The 18,221-nt window shown below is 26.6% G+C and carries 18 protein-coding genes; 14 read left to right on the top strand and 4 right to left on the bottom strand.

Annotated features, from left to right (window positions below; translation table 4 throughout):
* Window positions 1-26: 26 nt before the first annotated feature.
* The 13 genes from SSABA_RS02565 to coaE all read left to right on the top strand — a co-directional run bounded on the left by SSABA_RS02565 (window position 27) and on the right by coaE (window position 13,588).
* The gene (locus tag SSABA_RS02565) at window positions 27-425 is read left to right on the top strand and encodes a transcription antitermination factor NusB (RefSeq protein WP_038673640.1); all 399 of its coding nucleotides are present in this window, start codon (window positions 27-29) and stop codon (window positions 423-425) included.
* Between the two features lie 13 nt (window positions 426-438).
* A complete protein-coding gene (locus SSABA_RS02560) occupies window positions 439-2,823 on the top strand; it encodes a hypothetical protein (RefSeq protein ID WP_025251040.1) in 2,385 nt (794 codons plus the stop codon).
* 8 nt (window positions 2,824-2,831) lie between these two features.
* On the top strand, window positions 2,832-4,121 hold the full coding sequence (gene xseA, locus SSABA_RS02555) for an exodeoxyribonuclease VII large subunit (RefSeq protein WP_025251039.1): 1,290 nt from the start codon (window positions 2,832-2,834) through the stop codon (window positions 4,119-4,121).
* Window positions 4,111-4,326: an exodeoxyribonuclease VII small subunit gene (locus SSABA_RS02550; protein ID WP_025251038.1), complete on the top strand. Its 216-nt coding sequence runs from the start codon at window positions 4,111-4,113 to the stop codon at window positions 4,324-4,326. Before xseA ends, SSABA_RS02550 begins: the two co-directional genes overlap by 11 nt.
* A gap of 18 nt (window positions 4,327-4,344) precedes the next feature.
* Window positions 4,345-5,988: a 1-deoxy-D-xylulose-5-phosphate synthase N-terminal domain-containing protein gene (locus SSABA_RS02545; protein ID WP_025251037.1), complete on the top strand. Its 1,644-nt coding sequence runs from the start codon at window positions 4,345-4,347 to the stop codon at window positions 5,986-5,988.
* A 14-nt stretch (window positions 5,989-6,002) separates the two neighbouring features.
* Complete coding sequence (locus SSABA_RS02540; protein ID WP_025251036.1) at window positions 6,003-6,491, top strand: hypothetical protein; 489 nt, start codon at window positions 6,003-6,005, stop codon at window positions 6,489-6,491.
* 9 nt (window positions 6,492-6,500) lie between these two features.
* Entirely contained in the window at window positions 6,501-7,334 is an 834-nt protein-coding gene (locus SSABA_RS02535) for a TlyA family RNA methyltransferase (protein WP_025251035.1), read from the top strand.
* A complete protein-coding gene (locus SSABA_RS02530; RefSeq protein ID WP_038673638.1) occupies window positions 7,327-8,625 on the top strand; it encodes a Y-family DNA polymerase in 1,299 nt (432 codons plus the stop codon). The genes SSABA_RS02535 and SSABA_RS02530 overlap by 8 nt, the downstream gene beginning before the upstream one ends.
* 11 nt (window positions 8,626-8,636) lie before the next feature.
* Window positions 8,637-10,091: a polysialyltransferase family glycosyltransferase gene (locus SSABA_RS02525; protein WP_025251033.1), complete on the top strand. Its 1,455-nt coding sequence runs from the start codon at window positions 8,637-8,639 to the stop codon at window positions 10,089-10,091.
* A 66-nt stretch (window positions 10,092-10,157) separates the two neighbouring features.
* Complete coding sequence (locus SSABA_RS02520; protein ID WP_025251032.1) at window positions 10,158-10,439, top strand: hypothetical protein; 282 nt, start codon at window positions 10,158-10,160, stop codon at window positions 10,437-10,439.
* Window positions 10,440-10,465: 26 nt separating this feature from the next.
* Window positions 10,466-11,509: a hypothetical protein gene (locus tag SSABA_RS02515; RefSeq protein ID WP_025251031.1), complete on the top strand. Its 1,044-nt coding sequence runs from the start codon at window positions 10,466-10,468 to the stop codon at window positions 11,507-11,509.
* Window positions 11,510-11,541: 32 nt separating this feature from the next.
* Complete coding sequence (locus SSABA_RS02510) at window positions 11,542-12,966, top strand: hypothetical protein (RefSeq protein WP_025251030.1); 1,425 nt, start codon at window positions 11,542-11,544, stop codon at window positions 12,964-12,966.
* Window positions 12,967-12,994: 28 nt separating this feature from the next.
* A complete protein-coding gene (gene coaE / locus SSABA_RS02505; RefSeq protein ID WP_025251029.1) occupies window positions 12,995-13,588 on the top strand; it encodes a dephospho-CoA kinase in 594 nt (197 codons plus the stop codon).
* 14 nt (window positions 13,589-13,602) lie between these two features.
* Here the strand turns inward: coaE and SSABA_RS02500 are convergent, their stop codons facing one another.
* The 4 genes from SSABA_RS02500 to holA all read right to left on the bottom strand — a co-directional run bounded on the left by SSABA_RS02500 (window position 13,603) and on the right by holA (window position 17,770).
* Window positions 13,603-14,550 (bottom strand): hypothetical protein, encoded by a 948-nt coding sequence (locus SSABA_RS02500; RefSeq protein ID WP_025251028.1) that lies wholly within the window; start codon window positions 14,548-14,550, stop codon window positions 13,603-13,605.
* Window positions 14,551-14,669: 119 nt separating this feature from the next.
* The gene (locus tag SSABA_RS02495) at window positions 14,670-15,323 is read right to left on the bottom strand and encodes a hypothetical protein (protein WP_025251027.1); all 654 of its coding nucleotides are present in this window, start codon (window positions 15,321-15,323) and stop codon (window positions 14,670-14,672) included.
* A 47-nt stretch (window positions 15,324-15,370) separates the two neighbouring features.
* On the bottom strand, window positions 15,371-16,807 hold the full coding sequence (locus SSABA_RS02490; protein ID WP_025251026.1) for a hypothetical protein: 1,437 nt from the start codon (window positions 16,805-16,807) through the stop codon (window positions 15,371-15,373).
* 9 nt (window positions 16,808-16,816) lie between these two features.
* Window positions 16,817-17,770 carry a DNA polymerase III subunit delta gene (gene holA, locus SSABA_RS02485; protein ID WP_025251025.1) on the bottom strand — a complete coding sequence of 318 codons (954 nt, stop codon included), beginning with the start codon at window positions 17,768-17,770 and terminating at the stop codon, window positions 16,817-16,819.
* Between the two features lie 119 nt (window positions 17,771-17,889).
* On the opposite strand from holA, the gene rpsT reads away from it, so the two are divergent.
* Window positions 17,890-18,135, top strand: coding sequence for a 30S ribosomal protein S20 (gene rpsT / locus SSABA_RS02480; RefSeq protein ID WP_025251024.1), 246 nt, complete (start codon window positions 17,890-17,892; stop codon window positions 18,133-18,135).
* Window positions 18,136-18,221 lie beyond the last annotated feature (86 nt).

The following is an 18,221-nucleotide window of genomic DNA, read 5'->3' as shown; positions in this document are numbered from 1 at the left end:
TATAAAACAAAATAGGAGAATAGCTAATGGAAATTAAAACTACGAGTAATATAGCTAGACGTAAAGGTTTAATTAAAATTTTATATCGCTTTTATATTTTAAATTGCGAAGATCAACGAATTAAACAAGAGCTTTTGGATAATTTTCAATTAGAATTTGATGAAGAATCAATTAAAGTCTCACTTGAATTATTTAATAAACGTTTAGAATATGAAGATTTAGCAAGTCAGCTTCTCTCAGATAATTGAACCTGAAATCGAATACCAAATATTTTTAAAGCTATAATAATTACCGGAATTTTTGAAATTAAGGATTTAGAAGTTCCAAAGACCGTAGTAATTAATGAAATGGTTAACTTATCAAGAAGTTATCAACCAAATTTAGATTCAAAATTTATAAATGCAATTTTGGATAAAATAGATTAGAAAAGAGCGCCACATGAACATAACGACATTTGCAGATGAATTTCATAATTTAAAAGTGATTAAAAACAGCTTAGATAATAATACATTACTAAGAACCTTTGTTAATGCAATTTTTAATTACGAACAAAAACTACATAATGATGATGCCATAAATTCTAAAAGAGATTTATTAAATGAAATCTTTAAAAACAAATTTATTTTAAAAGAAATTGAAAATGATTTTAAAATTTTACTAAAAAATAAAGATAATTTTTTAAGTGATTATCTTAAAGAAGCAAAGCCGGCTTTTAAAAATCACGAGTTCAAAGATGTTTGCTTTATCGAAAATAATGGTCAATTAAATGATTCACAGCGTAAAGAAATTTTTAATTTAATAAAAAAAGAATGAAATCGGAAAACAAAATTTAAAAAAGTTGAATTTGAATTCAGAAAAAATAAAAATAAAAAAATCAATGATAATGCTAATTTTGACTTAGAAGAACAATTACAAGAATTTAAAGTTTTTGATTTTGACCAATTTAAAAAAGTTAATGAAAACTTAATAAAAATAAAAGACAGTCTCAATTATAAAAAATTATACGATCAATTTATAAGAGAAGCTGTAATGCCGATGATGAGAAATTTTGTTAAGACTTGAAATTTTGATGAAATTAAAATTACAAACATGAAAGATTTACTGAGTAAAAATTCACTAATCATAATTTATAATGAAAATAATACTAATTTGGATTTGAGCGATGATTTATTGGAAAATAATTATGATTTTATAAATCATAATTTAATTGAAAATTGCCTACCAATCGTTCAAATTAATCCATCAAATAACTTTTTTCACTCTCTAACTAGCTGCTTTTTTATAAAAAAAGTTGCAAGAGTGCAGGATTTATTTGATAAAAAACCCGAGCTTAAGCAAGAATCTTTATCAGATTCTACTGTTGTTTTTGAAGATAAAATTAAAGAAGATGAAAAACCCAGGGAGAAAGAAAAACTTTTTGAAAGTGCAGTTGTTGAAGAAAAAGTAACCAGCATCGAAAACTTTCATGAACACCCAGATTTTGAAGAAAAAATCACTTTTGACCAAACTTCTATTTTGGATTCGACTATACCTTTAGTAAATAAAAACTTGGATGAAGAAATATTGTTTCCTGAAATTGAAGAAGAAATTGAAATCAAACCTGAAATCAAAAAAGTTATTGAAGAAAAAATTGAAATCAAACCTGAAATCAAAAATGTTATTGAAGAAAAAATTGAAATTGAAAAAAATATTAACGAAGAAATCTTTGATAAGAGAGTTGAAGAAGAGTTTGCTTTTCAACAAGCTCCAATTGTCATTGATGAATTTGAAGTTTTTGACCCAACTGTTGAGTTTATAAATGAGTTTAATGAAATTGAAAAGTTAGATTCAATAAAATACAAACCGGAAAAAAATACTGAAATAAAAAATAAACTAAGTAGTGAAACTTTTGAGCTTACAGGGGAAAACATTTTAGAAATTTGAAAAGAAGTTATTCCCGATGAAGCAATCATTTTGGCTGAAGAGAACGGCGCTCTAGATGGAAAAGAATCAGTAAGTGATGAAGAAATTGATTCAGATGCAAACGAGGAAACAAAAGAAAGTTTAACAACAGATTTAGAAGATTTTGATTTTGTAGAAACATTTATAAGCGATTTAGAATTTGAACAACCAGTAGAAGAAAACTTAGAAAATAATTTTAGTGATTTTAAGACAGAAATTATTGAAGTTGAAAAAAATAATTTGGAAGAAAACACTAATTTGGTAGATAATCTTGTTGAAGAAGAAACAATTGAAAAATTTATAACTGAACAAATTACTGAAGTGGAATTTGAAAAAAATAAAGAAGATTCCAAAAAACAAAAAAGTAGCAAATTGAAGAAATCACAGAATCGCCATAAAAAAAATCAAAACAATGCTAGAATTTATGAGAGAAATTTAGAAGTTCAAAATGAAGACTTTTCTCAAATCAATGATACTTTCATAGATCAAACTTTTGAAATGACTTTTGATAGCACTATAAGTACAGATATTACAGAAGATTTCGTTTATCTAAAAAATAACAAAACATTGCCTGAAGTAATTCGCTGAGCTGTCTACTTTGAGTATTTTATGGATCAATTTCAAAAACAAAAAGAAAATTTGGAAGTAAAAACAAAAAAATACGATAAAAATAAGTTTAAAAAATTTGAAGAGAACTTGCGTTATATGAATATTGAAGAAACATATGATTTTCTAAAAGAAAATAGTTCGATGGTTTTCGATAAAATATATAATAAACAAGTCGACAGTCTCTTTGTACTTAGAATTTATACTTTATTTTTACATGTTCAAAACAAATTTGAAGAGGCACAAACTCTCATTACAAATTGAAAACGAGGTTAAGAAATTTTATGGATTCAAAAGTTTTAACGGTAAGTGAATTTAATAACTTAATCAAAAAAAATTTAGAATCAATTGATTATTTTAAAAGCATTAATGTAACGGGAGAATTAAGTAATCTAACTTTTAATAAAACAGGTCATATTTATTTTTCAATAAAAGATCAGGGTGCTTCAATTTCGTGTATGATTTGAAAAGATAAGGCCCATATTCTAAAAGCAGTTAATCCCAAAGAAGGGATGAAACTAACGGTTTCAGGTAGGCTGACATACTATGTTCCTTCTGGAAAAACAAATTTTGAAGTTGTTGATGTTAAACTTGATGGCCTAGGTTACTTACACATTTTATATAATGAAAGAAAAAATGAATTAGAAAAGAGTGGTTGATTTGATGAATCAATCAAAAAAACAATCCCAAGATTTCCAAAAAATATTGGGATTGTAACAGCTAGTACTGGAGCGGCCGTTCAAGATTTGATTAAGACAATCACGCGCCGCTTTCCGCAAGTCAATATTTTTATATTTCCGACCCTAGTTCAAGGCGAGCAAGCTCAATTTGATATCGCAGATAAAATTAATCAGGCAAATAACTTTAAAACTCCCATTGATACTCTAATTGTTGGTAGAGGTGGAGGTAGTTATGAGGATTTGTGATCTTTTAATGAAATGGTGGTTTTGGAAGCAATAAGAAAGTCTGATATCCCAATAATTTCTGCAATTGGACATGAACCAGATATCACATTAGCTGACTACGTATCAGATTTAAGAGCGGCAACACCAACAGCTGCTGGAGAAATTGCAACCCCGAGCATTGAAGAATTAAGAAGACATCTTGAAATGCTAAAAAATGATTTAACAAAAAGTGTTATTAAAGTTCATAATGACTTCAAAAAAGAACTAAGAGATTTATATTTATTCTTTTTTAAAAATTCAAAAAAATTAGTGCAAAAATCTGAAAGTGATTATCAAAATTTGGTTAATAATTTAAGACAAATTATAAATGCAAAAATTTTTGGAATTCAAAACTATTTAGAAAATGTTGAAGAAAAACAAATTCAAAAAATAAATAGTATAGTTGAAATGAGAAATTTTAATTTAAAACATTTTTCAGAAAAAATAAATTTGTTAAGTCCTCTAAAACCGCTAGAAAATGGCTTTGCATTAATTAGGGATCAAGATAACAAGATTATTAAAAATATTAAAAATATGAAAAATCAAGAAAAAATAAATGTAGAAATGATTGATGGTCGAGTTACTATCAAAACTAAAAATAATATAGAGGAGAATTTAAATGGCAAGTAATGACAAAAATTTTGACGAACTTTTAAAAGAAATAAAAGAAAATATTGATAAACTAGATTCTCCCCAAATCGCTATGGATGAAGCTGTTGAAATTTTTAAAAAAAGTTTAGAGTCAATTACTGCAGCAAAAAGTAAACTTGATGTAATTAAAGGTGAAGTTAAAAAAGTAATTGCTGATAACAAAATTATTGATTTTGAAAATTAAAAGAGAGGATTCTATATCTTGAAATTGGTTGACTATAAAGATTGAAATGATATTTTTGATGTAAATATAGAATGTCTTAATGATTTGATTACTGATTTAAGATTTTTTTTAATTGATTATGTTCAAGAAAATGGCGGCCATTTAGGAAGTAATTTAGGAGTGCTTGAGATTACAGTTGGAATTATAAATGTTTTTGGTCTAAAAAATTCAAAAATACTATTTGATACAGGACATCAGTCACACTTTTACAAAATTTTGACCAATAGAAAGTTTGCTTTTGAAAAAATAAAATCAAACAATAAAGTAAGTAATTTTCAAGAGCATCTTGAAAGTGAATTTGATCACATTTCAAATGGTCATTCTTCAACTGCACTATCAATTGCACTTGGTCATAAAATTTCCAATCCAGAAGATGAAATCATCGTTATTATTGGTGATGCAGCTTTATTAAATGGAGTAGCTTTGGAAGGGCTAGTGGCAATTGCAAACCAAGATAAAAAAATAATAATAGTTTACAATGATAATGACCATGGAATTGGTGAAAATTTTTTAAAAATAAATAATCCAAAAAAATTTTTTGAAAGTTTGGGTTTCGAATATCATTTTGAAAAAAGCGGAAATGATATCGAAAAAGTTATTGATAACTTAAAAATTGCTAAGAGTAGTTTGAAGAGTACGGTTTTGCATCTTAAAACTTTAAAAAGTAATGGATTTCTTGGAAGTGATAGGGAATCTTTAAATCACAGTATTAACAAAAAGCCTAATTTGAATGTAACTAATTTAGATCAAGTCGTTAAAAATTTTTATCTAAAAAAATTGCAAAATGGAAAATCCTTGAGTATAATTTCTCCGGGTATGTTGATTTCAAATAAGCTTTTAGAATTAAAAAAAATGTATCCAAAAAATGTTTTTGACGTAGGGATAAACGAAGAACATGCTTTGCTATTGGGAGTGGGTTTAGCATTAAATAATCAGCGAGTAATTATTTCAATTTATTCAACCTTTCTTCAAAGAGCTTATGACCAATTAGTTCATGATGTATTTAGAAATAATTTACCCATAACATTTTTAATTGAAAAAGTTGGATTTAGCTGGAACAATGGAATTTCTCACCACGGAATTTATGATTTAGCAATTTGTCAAACTTTTAATAATGCAATTATAGGACATCCAAGAAGCGAATTTGAATTAAACATTATGTTAGAACAAAGTTTTAATAATTTGAAAGCTCCCTTTTTTATTAGATTAGAAAATAATGTGAGAGAAAATAAAAATTTTCAAAAAAAATTTGAAATCAATGAATATGAATTAATTAATTTTAATGAAAAAAACAAAGCCACTTTGTTTACTTACGGAGAAAATTTAAATATTTTTGAAGAAAAAATATTTTCTCAAAAATTACCAATTAATTTAGTTAATGCAAGATTCTTAAATAAATTAGATGAGAAAGTTTTAGCAAAAGTTATGAAAACCGAAATCTTTGTTTACGAACACGTTATTTCTAAAAGTAATTTAGCAACTTTATTTAGAGAAAAACAAATAGAAATCGTTAGTTATTCAGTGGAAACCCATAATGTTGGAAGCGGAGATGAAACTAGCTGACTAAAGGATTTGAAATTAGACTACGACTCAGTTGTTAAGAAGATTTTAAATAAAAAATAGCGAGGTAACTAACTGTGAACGAAAAAGATTTTTTTAAAAATAAAATATTGAAAGATCCTTTACTAGATAGTAAAAATTTTCTAATAGAAAATATTGTAAATGATGTCAACGAGTTAAAAAGATTACTACATATCAAAAATAAAACCCGAAATAAAAAAAGCATTCCCATTTCAAATAGTGAAAATGATTTGGTTTCAGAATTAGAGAACTTTAATTTAAATAAATACGGTAACAAATATAAAAACCCAAAAGGGGTCGAAAATTGGCAATCTGAGAAAAAAGAATTAGAATTTAGTTCCAAAGAAGAACAAGAAGAATATGAGTTTCAAGAATTAGGAATTATTCGATTAAAATTAAATAGAAAATTAGCAGGCAAAACAAGAAATATAATCAAAAAAATAGAAGATTTTACTCAAGAGTTTGAAAATAATTATGGAGCTCAGTTTTTGAAACGAGTTGCAGAATGAATTGATGAAGAAGAAAAACTTTACGAAAATAGTTAAGAGGTTATTATGAAGAAACGCTTAGATCAAATTCTTTTAGACGAATCACTAGTTGAAAATAGAAGTAAGGCTCGCAGCTTAATAATTGATGGAAGAGTTATTGTAAATAATGATAAAGAAACCAAACCAGGAACACTATTTGATTCAGAAAAAATAATTATTAATATTATTGGCGTTGATAATGAATTTGTTTCTAGAGCTGGCAAAAAATTAGATAAAGCAGTTAAAATTTGAAATATAAATTTAGATAATAAAATTTGTTTGGATATTGGATCTTCAACTGGTGGTTTTACTGACTGCTGCTTGCAAAATAAAGCTAGCTTAGTTTATGCTGTTGATGTTGGCACTAATCAGTTAGACTGAAAATTAAGACAAGATCCTAGAGTTATTGTATTGGAAAAAACGAACTTTAGAAATGTTACTATTGATATTTTTGATAAAGGGGAAATAGATTTTTTTTGTTGCGATGTCAGTTTCATTTCCGTTAGCAAAATTCTACCAGCATTAAAAACAATTTTAAAAAAACAAGCTATCGGAGTAATATTGATAAAGCCGCAATTTGAATCCGATAGGGGGGTTGTGAATAACGGAAGGGTAGTTGGAGTTGAAAATCATATTAATTCCATCAAAAAAGTCTTCTCCTCAGCTTTAGAAAATAGCTTTTCAATTTTAGAAATTGATTTTTCACCCATTTTAGGAAATAAAAAAAGTAACATTGAATATATAACAAAATTGGAATTTTCTTTAAGCCCGGAAATAAAGATTACAGAGAATCAAATTTTCAATGTTGTTAAAAATGCTCATGAACTTTTATTAAAAAAGAAAGATGATGTCAATGTCTAATAAAAAAGTAATCTTTTTATTAGATATGGACGCATTCTTTGCTTCTTGTTCTATTGCAAAAAATAATTTGCCAATGGATTCGATTGTTGGGGTTGCTTCTCCAAACACCAGAGCAATTATTACATCATCCAGTTATAAAGCAAGGGAATTAGGAATAAAAGCAGGAATGCCTGTATTTCAGGCCAAAAAAATTTCAAAAGATTTAATTATTTTACCAAGTGATTTTAAAACTTATATAGATTTTTCAACTAAGGTTTTTGACATAATATATAATAATTTTTCAAAAAAAATGGAAATTGCCTCAATCGATGAATGTTATATAGATGTCACAAACGAATACAAAAAATTTCAAACTGCAACTAAAATGGCAGAGGCAATAAAAGCAAAAATATTAAAGGATTTAAATGTTAGTTGCTCAATTGGAATCAGTAGTAATAAATTTTTAGCAAAAACGGCGGTTGATTTTAAAAAACCATATGGTACAATGGTTTTGCTTCGAGAAAATGTTCCTTCAATTTTATGACCGATGAAGATTGAAAAAATGTATGGTGTTGGAATTGCAACAGCAGAACTTTTAAAGAGTAATAATATTTTAACGATAGGTGAATTGGCAAATACTGAAGTAGAATTTTTAGAGAAGCTTTTGGGTAAAAATGGTTATAATCTTAAACTAAGAGCACTAGGAATTGGGGATGACGACATTGTTGTCAGCTCAAACGATTATAAAAGTATTGGTAATGAGATGACTTTAGAATTTAAAAGTTCTGATGAATTTGAGTTGCAAGAAATCATTTACTCAATTAGTCAACACATAAGCGAAAGAATGAAAAAAAGATTTTTAGAGGCTCGAACTGTTGCTGTTGTTTTACGCTTTGAAAGAGAAAATCAAGAAAAGTTTGATAAAAGGTTGCACAAAAAAACCGTTACCAGACAAGAAACATTGAGTGTAAGTAGTAATAATTTAGAAGATATTTTAGCAACAGCAAGAAGTTGTTTTGATTATCTTTGACAGGGCCAGCCAGTTGTTTTAATTGGTGTAAGAGTTTCGAATTTTATTTCACAGGTAAAAGGTCATAAACAAATTAGTTTTGAAGATGTTTTAAATAATAAAAAAACTAGCAAAGTTGAACAATTAATTTCTGATATAAACTTTTCACTTAATTCTGAAATAATAATAACCGGAAGTAAACTGGCTAAAAAACAACAAAAAAATATTTCCCAGTCAAAATTTATAAAAGATGATTCAGTTCATTTATCAAATACCAATGTTAAAAAAGAATGAAAAGAATAGAGAGATTAGATATGAAAAAATTATTAATAATGCTAGCAGCATTTAGTCTAAGTACTAGTTCAACCTTGTCGGTTGTTGCCTGTCAAGATCGGTTCAAAATAATTAATGAAAATGACCGTTATAAATTTGAAGCTGAGAAAGTTATGCTAGATGATCATGATGGAATCAATAATTATTTAAAAACTATAAAATTGCAAGAAGAGGCTCAGATTAATACCGGAACCTTTTATTATATTTCAAGAGCTGGAGCTGCTTTAGGTGTTCAAGCCTTTACAAGCGCTATAACTGAAGCTGAAAAATTCAAAGACCGCCAAATTGTTATATACATAAGTGATCAAATTGATGACAATAATACTTTAGGAAGAAATCAATTAGATATTGAAGAATTGAAAAATGAATACAGCAATATTCACATTGAGTATTTAGAAAATTCAACCGAAAAAATGGAGTCATGAATAATTCAAGAGGCTTTGAATACAATGAAGACTAAGGATTCTAATATTACAAAGCTTAATTTATTTACAGATGATTATGCCATGTGCGGAAACGTTAGAGGAAGTAATTTTACTAATTTGAGTGAATCATTAGAAAACGTTGAAATTATGACTTTAATGACTGATGGAACCTATCATAATACTATTTCAGAATCAATCTTCAATGATTTGATTTATTTATCAAATGAAAAAAAAGCTGAAATCGATGAAGAAATTCTAAAAATGTTTCAAGGAGAATATGATCCAAAATCAAAAAATCAAAAGTTTATTAATAAATTTTTCCCGTTAATGACAGCTAAAAACTCTTATAATGTTAGATATATAAATTCGTGATCCATAAGTGATGTTCACTTTTATGATTCTCATAATTTTTGACAACAAAGAAATACTTTTTCTTCAGTTGGGGCCGGAATTGGTCAAGCGGTCAAAAGTTGAGATAATTTAAGAGCAATGGAAACATTTAAAAAGGTTTTTATATTAGATGATTCTAAAATGCCAAAAGCAAATCCGGGATTAAACTTTGTTTATAGCGGAGGAAAAATGGGAGAAAATTCTTCAATTAAAAATAGCGCAATTGCAATACAGACAATTAGTGAATACATCAAAGACAATCATGGTGAAAATCAGTTTACAATTTGATTTAAGCCACATCCAAGAGAATCAGATGAAAACATTAAAAAAATGTTAGAGGAATGTAAAAAATTAGATTTAAATAATATTGAAATAATTTATCAACAAATTCCTTTAGAAATTTATCTTTATGCAGATGCTTTCAATAAAACAGAAGATTCTGAATTTAAAATTATTCCAACCGCTAGTTCAACTATTGTAATGGCTTTGTATGATTTTACAAATAATGAAATTATTGAAACTTTTCTTTTTGATAATGAGAAACAGTTAAATAGTTATAAAAATCAATACGGAGAAAAAAGTAAATTGTATAATAATTTTGAAAAAGTACTAATCATATAAAATCACTTGTGTTTTCAAGGAGCAAAATAATTACTTATTTTATGATATAATAATATTAGGTGTTTTATGAGTTACTATTTTAAGCATAATTATAGTTTTTCCGATCATGGATTACAAAGAGCAAGCGAACGTCTTCGCCTTAAAGATATGGATTTTTTTTCGGTTAAAGAACATTGTATGAAATTAATTGATAACTCTTTGTATCAATTTGAAACTAGTCGACACATTTATATTAAAGTTGCTAAATCTGAGTTATTTTTTGTTGTAAATAAATTGAATAATTTAGTAGTAACAGTTACTAAAATGTCTGTTAGCCGACAACTTGAAGTAATTGATAAAGATATTTAGAATTAAATCATTAGGAGGAATCTTTAATGGATAAAAAAATTAAATTTATAAAATCTGGACTAATTTTTTCAGAAGAATTTATTAAAAAGTGACTTAATGAAGACGGATATACTTATGTAAATTTTAAGACTAATAAAAAATATAGAATCGATTTAGAGAACAAACCTTTGGTAGAATTACTTTTTGAAGAGGATGATAGTTTTGATGGTGACGAGGTTAAACATCAATTTTACAAAATTTCTCAAGAAGCAAGATTTATAATTGATGAAAAAATAATTAATAAGAAACAACCAGAACTCAGCGGCTCTGATTTGCTTTTTTTAAGATATTTTTTCTTTTTAATATCTGTTCTAAATGGTGATTACCGCTTTAAAGTTAAACAAGTTAAAGAAGTTTTTTGTGTTTTAGATATTTTGGAAAACGAACTAAACTTTGACCTCAAACATAACTTACTTCAAATCCTTAATTACGTACTTTTTGAATTATATGATTCATTATTTACAAGTCAACTTTTTGCTGATTTATCAAAATTTATCGATCGGTATGAGGAAAATTCTAATTTGGGTGATGAAAAAATTATCTTAATTTCGGAAGAAGATTTTGAAAACCAAGAATTTGGATACATTGAATTATACTTTCACCAGTTAGTAAATAATAATTTTATGAAAATATTTAAAATTTCTGATTTTGAAGAAGAAAGCTTTTTATTGAATAATCAAATGACAGGAAACTTTGTTGATGACAAGTCAAAAATTTCTTTATTATCTTTGATGGTTGTTGATCCAAGTTTAGCTATTGGATTTATTAACTTGGGTCCTGGAAAGGGCGAATTTAGACCCTTATTTGATTATATTCAAAATAATAGAATCAACACAGACAAAATTCCAAGTATCTTACATCCAAATCATCGAGTAATTTTGAGCGAGGAAGATAGTAATGAAAATAATCGTTTTATATTTAAGCCGTTGTTGTTAAGGAAAGAACAGATTCAACTAATTAATTTTGCGATAAATATTAAAGGTATCAAAATTGCAATTGGCGATTTAACGAGACAAACCAATAAAAAATAGTTTATAATTATAAAAAGAGAGGCGGTTTTTCAATGCAAAAAAAATATATTTGAGCATTTGAAAATAAAAATGCAAAGAGTATTTTTATTTTAGCTCTTGTTCAGGGAATATTTTTATCTATTTTAGCTAGTTTATTCTTTTTTTCTTTTGACTTAATTAATTTCATCAAAATAAATGAAATGAACTATGAGATTTTTAAATTAATTTTTGACCTACTTTTAGCGCCTTTGATAATTGCTGCAGCTCTCTTTGTTTTTATAGGATTATTATATAAAATAAATCAAAAAGACAAGTCAAGAGAAGATATGGATCATGATTTAGAGAGTAAATTAGCTAAAAATATAACCTTTACTTCATCGATACTAATAGTAATTGCATTATTAAGTTTGATTTCAATTTTTCAAGTTATTAATTGGAATCAACAAATAGCTTATTATTCAGAAATTTTCAAATTTGCATGAATTCCAGCTTTATTACAAGAAGTTGACATAAATAATATGATTAAATTAGTAGTTTCATATCTATTGCTAACACCAGTCTTTATAATTTCGATAACTTTATTTGTTAAGACTGTTATATTAGTTAATTTTGTTGCAAAAGATCCAGTAAGTATTTTCAAATCAGATTATATTTTACCAACAAAAAAATTGATGACAACCGAAGAATTAAAGGCTAAATCATCTAAAGCTAAAAAAGTTTCAAGAAACCAAAACTCAAATGATAAAGATCAGTTAAAGGATATTGGCCCAATCAGTGATTTTAAAAATTTCAACGAAAGAATGGCTGCAGAAAAAAATCACTGAGATGAATTGACCAAAGTTGATGGAATAAACATTAATCTAACCAAGGAAATTTCGGATTTAGAAGACTTTGATATTGAATTAAAAAAGAAATGTGAAAAATTTCTTCAAATGGTTATAAAAATTTATGAAAAGGGGAAAAATGTAAATAATGACATGTATAAAAAATTTAAAATTACTTACAGTGCATTAATTGATAATTCTCTTGATTACAAACTAGGGGAAGTCAAAGCCAGTATTTCTGATTATATTGACTTTACCAATGAAGCTGATGTTAAATTTGTAAATAAAATTGAAGATCTAATTAACGCAGATTCAGGAATTTTAAATGATTATAAAGACATTTTTAAAACTCTTATAAGTAAATACCGTTCAGGAATTAAACATTGAGATTTATTCGAAGCCGAAGTAGCAATCGAACAAATATTCGCAATGGCTCTTAATTTTTCAAATTTGATTCCAAAGGTTGGTTTCTGTATTAAACACCGATTAGTAAATAACTTTGATTCGATTGAAAAAGAATATCAAATTATTACAAAAATGGACTTTGCAAGAGACAATAAAAAATATGATAGCTACAAATTAATTTGTGAAGATGCAATTATTAAAATGTCACCAATTAAAAATAAAATTACTAAATTTATTGAGGAACTATAATTAATATTAATTAGAAGGGGTGATAAAGTTGGTTTTAGGGGTTTTTGGCTACATTGGAACTGGAAAAAGCACGGCTTTAGATTATTTAAAAACAAATCACAATTTTTATATTATTGATGCTGATAAAAAAAGTAAAATTGTTCTAGGATATGAAGAAGTAAGAGAGTTTATTAAAAATAAAATTCCTGAGTCTTTTGATTTTGAAAATAATATCGTTGATCGATCAAAATTAAGAAGTATAATATTTACCAAAAAGTCGTTAAACTTAGCTCTTGGAAAAATTATGTGACCACATATAAGTAGATTAATCCGAGATGACATTTTAACTTGCAATAAAGATAAAATTGCAGTCGAGGCCGCCCTGTTACCGCTATTGAAATTGCCGATAGACAAGTATATTTATTTAATAAATAAAAATTATGGCAGTCACATAAATCGAATTGATGAAAGAGATCAAAGAGATAATAAAGAAATTCGTAAGATATTAAAAATTCAAGAAACAATGCACAAAGAAAGCAACATAGATTATATTATAGACAATAGCTCTAATAAAGAAGAGCTATTTAGAAAGCTTGATAAAGTTATTGAAAATATTTACTCAAAGAAAATGCAAACTTTTTAATAGTTTGCATTTTTTTATTCAATTTTTCCAACTTTTTTAAGTGCAATTTTTACAGCTTCTTCAATTAATTTTTTAGTTTCAGCCTTAGTAAAAACCGGTTTGTCTAATTTTTCTTTAGATATTTTTAAAGAGTCATCTTTTTTGGTAATTTTGCTTGAATTGGTAGCCTTTTGAACCAATGACTTATCTTGCTTAATTACAGAACTGGTTTTATTTTTTGTGGCTATTGTTGAATTAGTTTTTGATGGAGTTGTTATCTTTGCGGTTTTTTTTACAGTAATATTCTTACTATTGGTTTCGACCTTAGTTTCTCCAACAATTTTTGGTTTTGCTGAAGAACGTTTCTTTGGCAAATGAATTGCTGCTTTTGGACGTTGCTGACGTAATTCGCTCATTCTTACAGCTGAATACATACTCTGATGGCGTTCTTTGACCTCAGTGAGATAATCGCCGCCACTAGAAGAATTGCTTGATTGATTAATTTGATTATTCTCATTAGAATTATTTAATTTTGAAAAGGGGACTTTAGTTGAATTTTTAGTGGGGGATTCTTCGGTTTTATTTTTCAAAACAGGCTTTATTGTAGTTACTTCGCTTTCACCCAATGTTTTTGCTCTTAGAGCTAGCATTCGATTCGATAAAGATGTTTCATCAATTTTGCCTTCATCATCACTACTTGAATCTTGCCCTATTTCCCCTCCTTTGAGTTTATTTTTTTCAATACTTATATTTTTCTTTGCATTGGCTAAAATATCTGCAAGAGAGCCTTTTTTAACGGTATTTTTCGCATTTTTCAATCGCTCAACTTCGAGTTCCTCCTCGGTTTGCTTACCATGCAGTCTTCTAACTTTTGAGGCAAGTTTTTCTTCTTCTTTTTTAACAAGAAACATTGGATCCATATTTTCGCAAATATGGATAACTTGATGAATGTTACAAAATTTTGGATATTGAGGTAGCGCCATAAAAACATTCCTTTTCTATTACAAATTAAACCAACATAGGGGATAAGGTTTACTTTAATTATTTTATCATTTTTCAGTAAAAATTAAACATCCAAGCTTTTAGTTTTAAAAAGTGTATATTAATATACACTTTTTAAAAAATCACTACCGCAATCCTTACATATTAAATTCATGTCATTTTTTGATCTAAAATTAAGACTACACTTCTTACAATTGTACTTGTAACCTCTAACTAGCCCTTCTTTTTTGATTGTATTAATAGCTTTGAAACTATTTTGATTTATAAAGTTTGTTATTATATTATGATCTATTGGCAGCTCTTGATATACCTTTTCAAGATAGGAATTTATTGATGTTGTATAACCGCTATTTTTACTTATAGGTTTTTCAACTGTCATTCCAAACCTAATTGCTTCATTTTTAAAATTCTTATTATGACGACCATTAGTTTCGGTGTCTTTAATATTATTTTCAAAGCAATATTGATGAACCATTTCATGTGTTAGGATCTGCAAAATATGATTACAGTCACCATTGAAAGCAATTCCGTGTAAAACTATTTCATTTGTATTGTCCGCTCAGTGCTTGACTGAATCAAAATGTCCTAAAGTAACTTTTTTTCTTTTATTTCTATTACCAAACGAAGCAATAGTTATTTGAATTTTATTCAGAACTCCACCAAAAAGAATTTTATTTAAATAATTGTGAGCGATGTAAATTTGTTCTAATACCTGAGGAATACTAATATTTTCATTATAAATATTATTTTTCATAGTAATTTTTCTTTTTAAAAGCAAATAGAACGTTAATTTCTAATAAGCTATTGATTTTCGCTTTCTTTTTTATCACTATCTTCTTTATCATCGTTTTTATTTTTTTTGTCTTTGATAGTTTTTTTAGTTTTTGGAATAAAAACTTCTGTTTCATAAATTGAAGGATTAATTTTATATTCTCTTCCTTGCATTGCTTCTAATAAAACTTTTTGATACTCTTGGTCGGCATTGTAAATTTTTTCGTGATCTTTTCTTGGATTTAAAATTAAAACAAATAGAGCAGAAATAACAATTGCTACTGCCAAAATCAATAAAATAATTGAGAAAATTGACATAATGTTTAATAATGAATCCTTGTAAAAAATATCTCAAAATAAATTGAAATCCTTTAAAAACAATTCGTCAGTATAGTTTCCAGAACCTGGTGAAAATGTTGCTCTAAAGTGAGTTAAATATAAGTTTTTTAATGATGGTTCTGAAATAAATGGTGAAAATAATGATAATGAAAAAGAAATTGCAATTAAGCTTCAAAAAATACTTCATCCACTTAGGCTATATTTTTCAATTAGGTTTTTTGGCTGACGATTTATTATTGAACCACTTCATCCACAAAATATAATTAAAATTCAAAATTGCATTCCGGGTTGAATTCAAGCTGAGTTAAATGGATTAACAGTTACATTAGCCAAGTTGGTTAAACTTAGATTAGTGCCAATTTTTACCCAATTACCCTCGTTATTATAGTAACTAAAATTATTAAATAATTTTTTGATTTCTTCGCTTTGATCATTAATAATAAAAGGCTTCGAAATACCAATAATATAAAAAACAAATAGTAATAATGCAAATAAAAACAACAAACTAGACATTACCAATTTCATTGTTGCTATTCCCTTTGGCTTTGTTTTAAAAGGGTAGAATCTTGGATCTTGAGTTGGATGAGTTGGCAGCTTTTTTTCCCCACCATTGTTTCCCATTGTTCCTTTGAATCCTTGGTTTGCGTTAATATTTGGTTTTTCAGTAGAATCATTAACAATTTCAGGTTCGACTTTTATTTTTTCATCTATTTTTAAATACTGAGCTTTCATTTCGGGTGTTACTATTGTCGATGATCCAATAGTTTCCTCGTTAATTTCACTTTCAGATAAAATAATTTTGTCTTTCTCTATCTGATAGTTATTTTCTAAGTATTTCAATAAAATTGAGTAATCTGCAAAAACATTATCTTCTGTGTTGTTTTCTGTTTTTGTAAATTTAATCTTTTTCTTTGTGATGTTTACAAGCGATTTTCCAAAAATTGCTGCTCACTTTTTTGAAAGATAATCAATCGAAAAATCGATTTCCATTGACAATAAATTATTTACTTGATCAATAAAGTAATTTTGAAATTTTTCGTCTTCTGTTAAATTAGTTCTTAATTTTTCATCAAGAATAATATTATTTAGCAAAATACTTATTTCCTCATAATTTTTAGAAAAATTCATTTCCTACACCTACCCTACCATTAATTTTATAAAAGATAATTCTGGTATAACTTTACTATCAAAATTACCTTTTAAAATGTTTGAAATAATTACATACATTTCCTTAATTTTATCATTAATTTTGTCTAAATTCTGAACTTTTATTTCAAGTAATTTATTTATTCTAAACATATTAATCCCTAGTCTCTCGCTGATATGGTTAAAATTATATGATTTATTTTTTAAAATTATAATATTTCTAACTTGTATTAGTGAGCTTATTATCAAATAGATAAAACCAAGCACATCTTTATTTAATTGAATATATTTGTAATAGTCTGACATAAAATCTACAATTTTTTCGTTTAAGAAAGAATTTACAATTTTAAAAATATCATAAAAATAATACTCATTGAGAACTGAATTAACATTATTTAAATCAATTGGCTTACCTAGTCCTATAAGTTTAGAAATCTCATTTCTGATAACTCTAGCATCTAATGGAACAATATTCAAAAACTCCCAAATAGCCTTAGAATCAAACAAAATCCCCTCATGATTTAGTTTTTTTTCAATAAAATTATAAGCAGTATTTATATTTAAGGCAGGTATCTCAATTATCTTAAATTTGCTTTCAACAAACTTACCAATTTTTAATTTTTTACTAATTTTAGATTCGTTTAAGGTTAAAATTAAAGAGTTTTCTGGGGGGAAGTTTTCGATAAATGTTTGAAATTTTTCCACTGAAAAACTTTTATTTAAATTGACTTTTTTTTCGGTAAGGAATCAGCATTCCTCTATAATAATTAGCTTTTGAGAAGAAAATAAACTAAAGGTATTTGCTTGATTGACAATATTTTCAAAATCCTCTTCAATCAAATTAAACCTAATTATTTCAAAATCTTTATTCTTATTAATAATCTTGGTAGTTTTTTCTAATTCTTTTTCTACCAAAAAAGCATCAGTTCCAATAATTAAATTCATTATTCACCCTCTTAACTCAATTAAAGCATATTTTTTAGAAAAAACACCACTTTTATTAAAAAAAAAATCTTTTTTGGTATAATAATTTAGGTGTGTAAAATCTAAAAGGAGTTGAAAAAATGGCAAATATTAAATCACAAGAAAAACGTATTCTTACTAATGAAAAATCTCGTCTAGCAAACAAAAGCTTTAAATCATCAGTTAAAACTGCTATCAAAAAAGCTCTTATTGCAAAAAAAACTGACAGTTCTGATAAAACTAAGTTAATTAACGAAGCGGTAAGTTTAGTTGATAAAGGTGTATCAAAAGGTATATTTAAGGCAAATAAGGCAGCTCGCGAGAAATCTCGCTTAATGAGCGCTTAGTTCTCAATATATAAAATATTAAAAACCTGGTTTATACCAGGTTTTTAATATTTTAAAAGGTATTTTCGAGATAATCTAAAAGTCTT

Source organism: Spiroplasma sabaudiense Ar-1343 (genome assembly GCF_000565215.1).
Lineage (GTDB): Bacteria > Bacillota_I > Bacilli_A > Mycoplasmatales > Mycoplasmataceae > Spiroplasma_B > Spiroplasma_B sabaudiense.
Note: the sequence above shows the minus strand (reverse complement) of the source record. Positions and strands in the feature narration are given on the sequence as shown.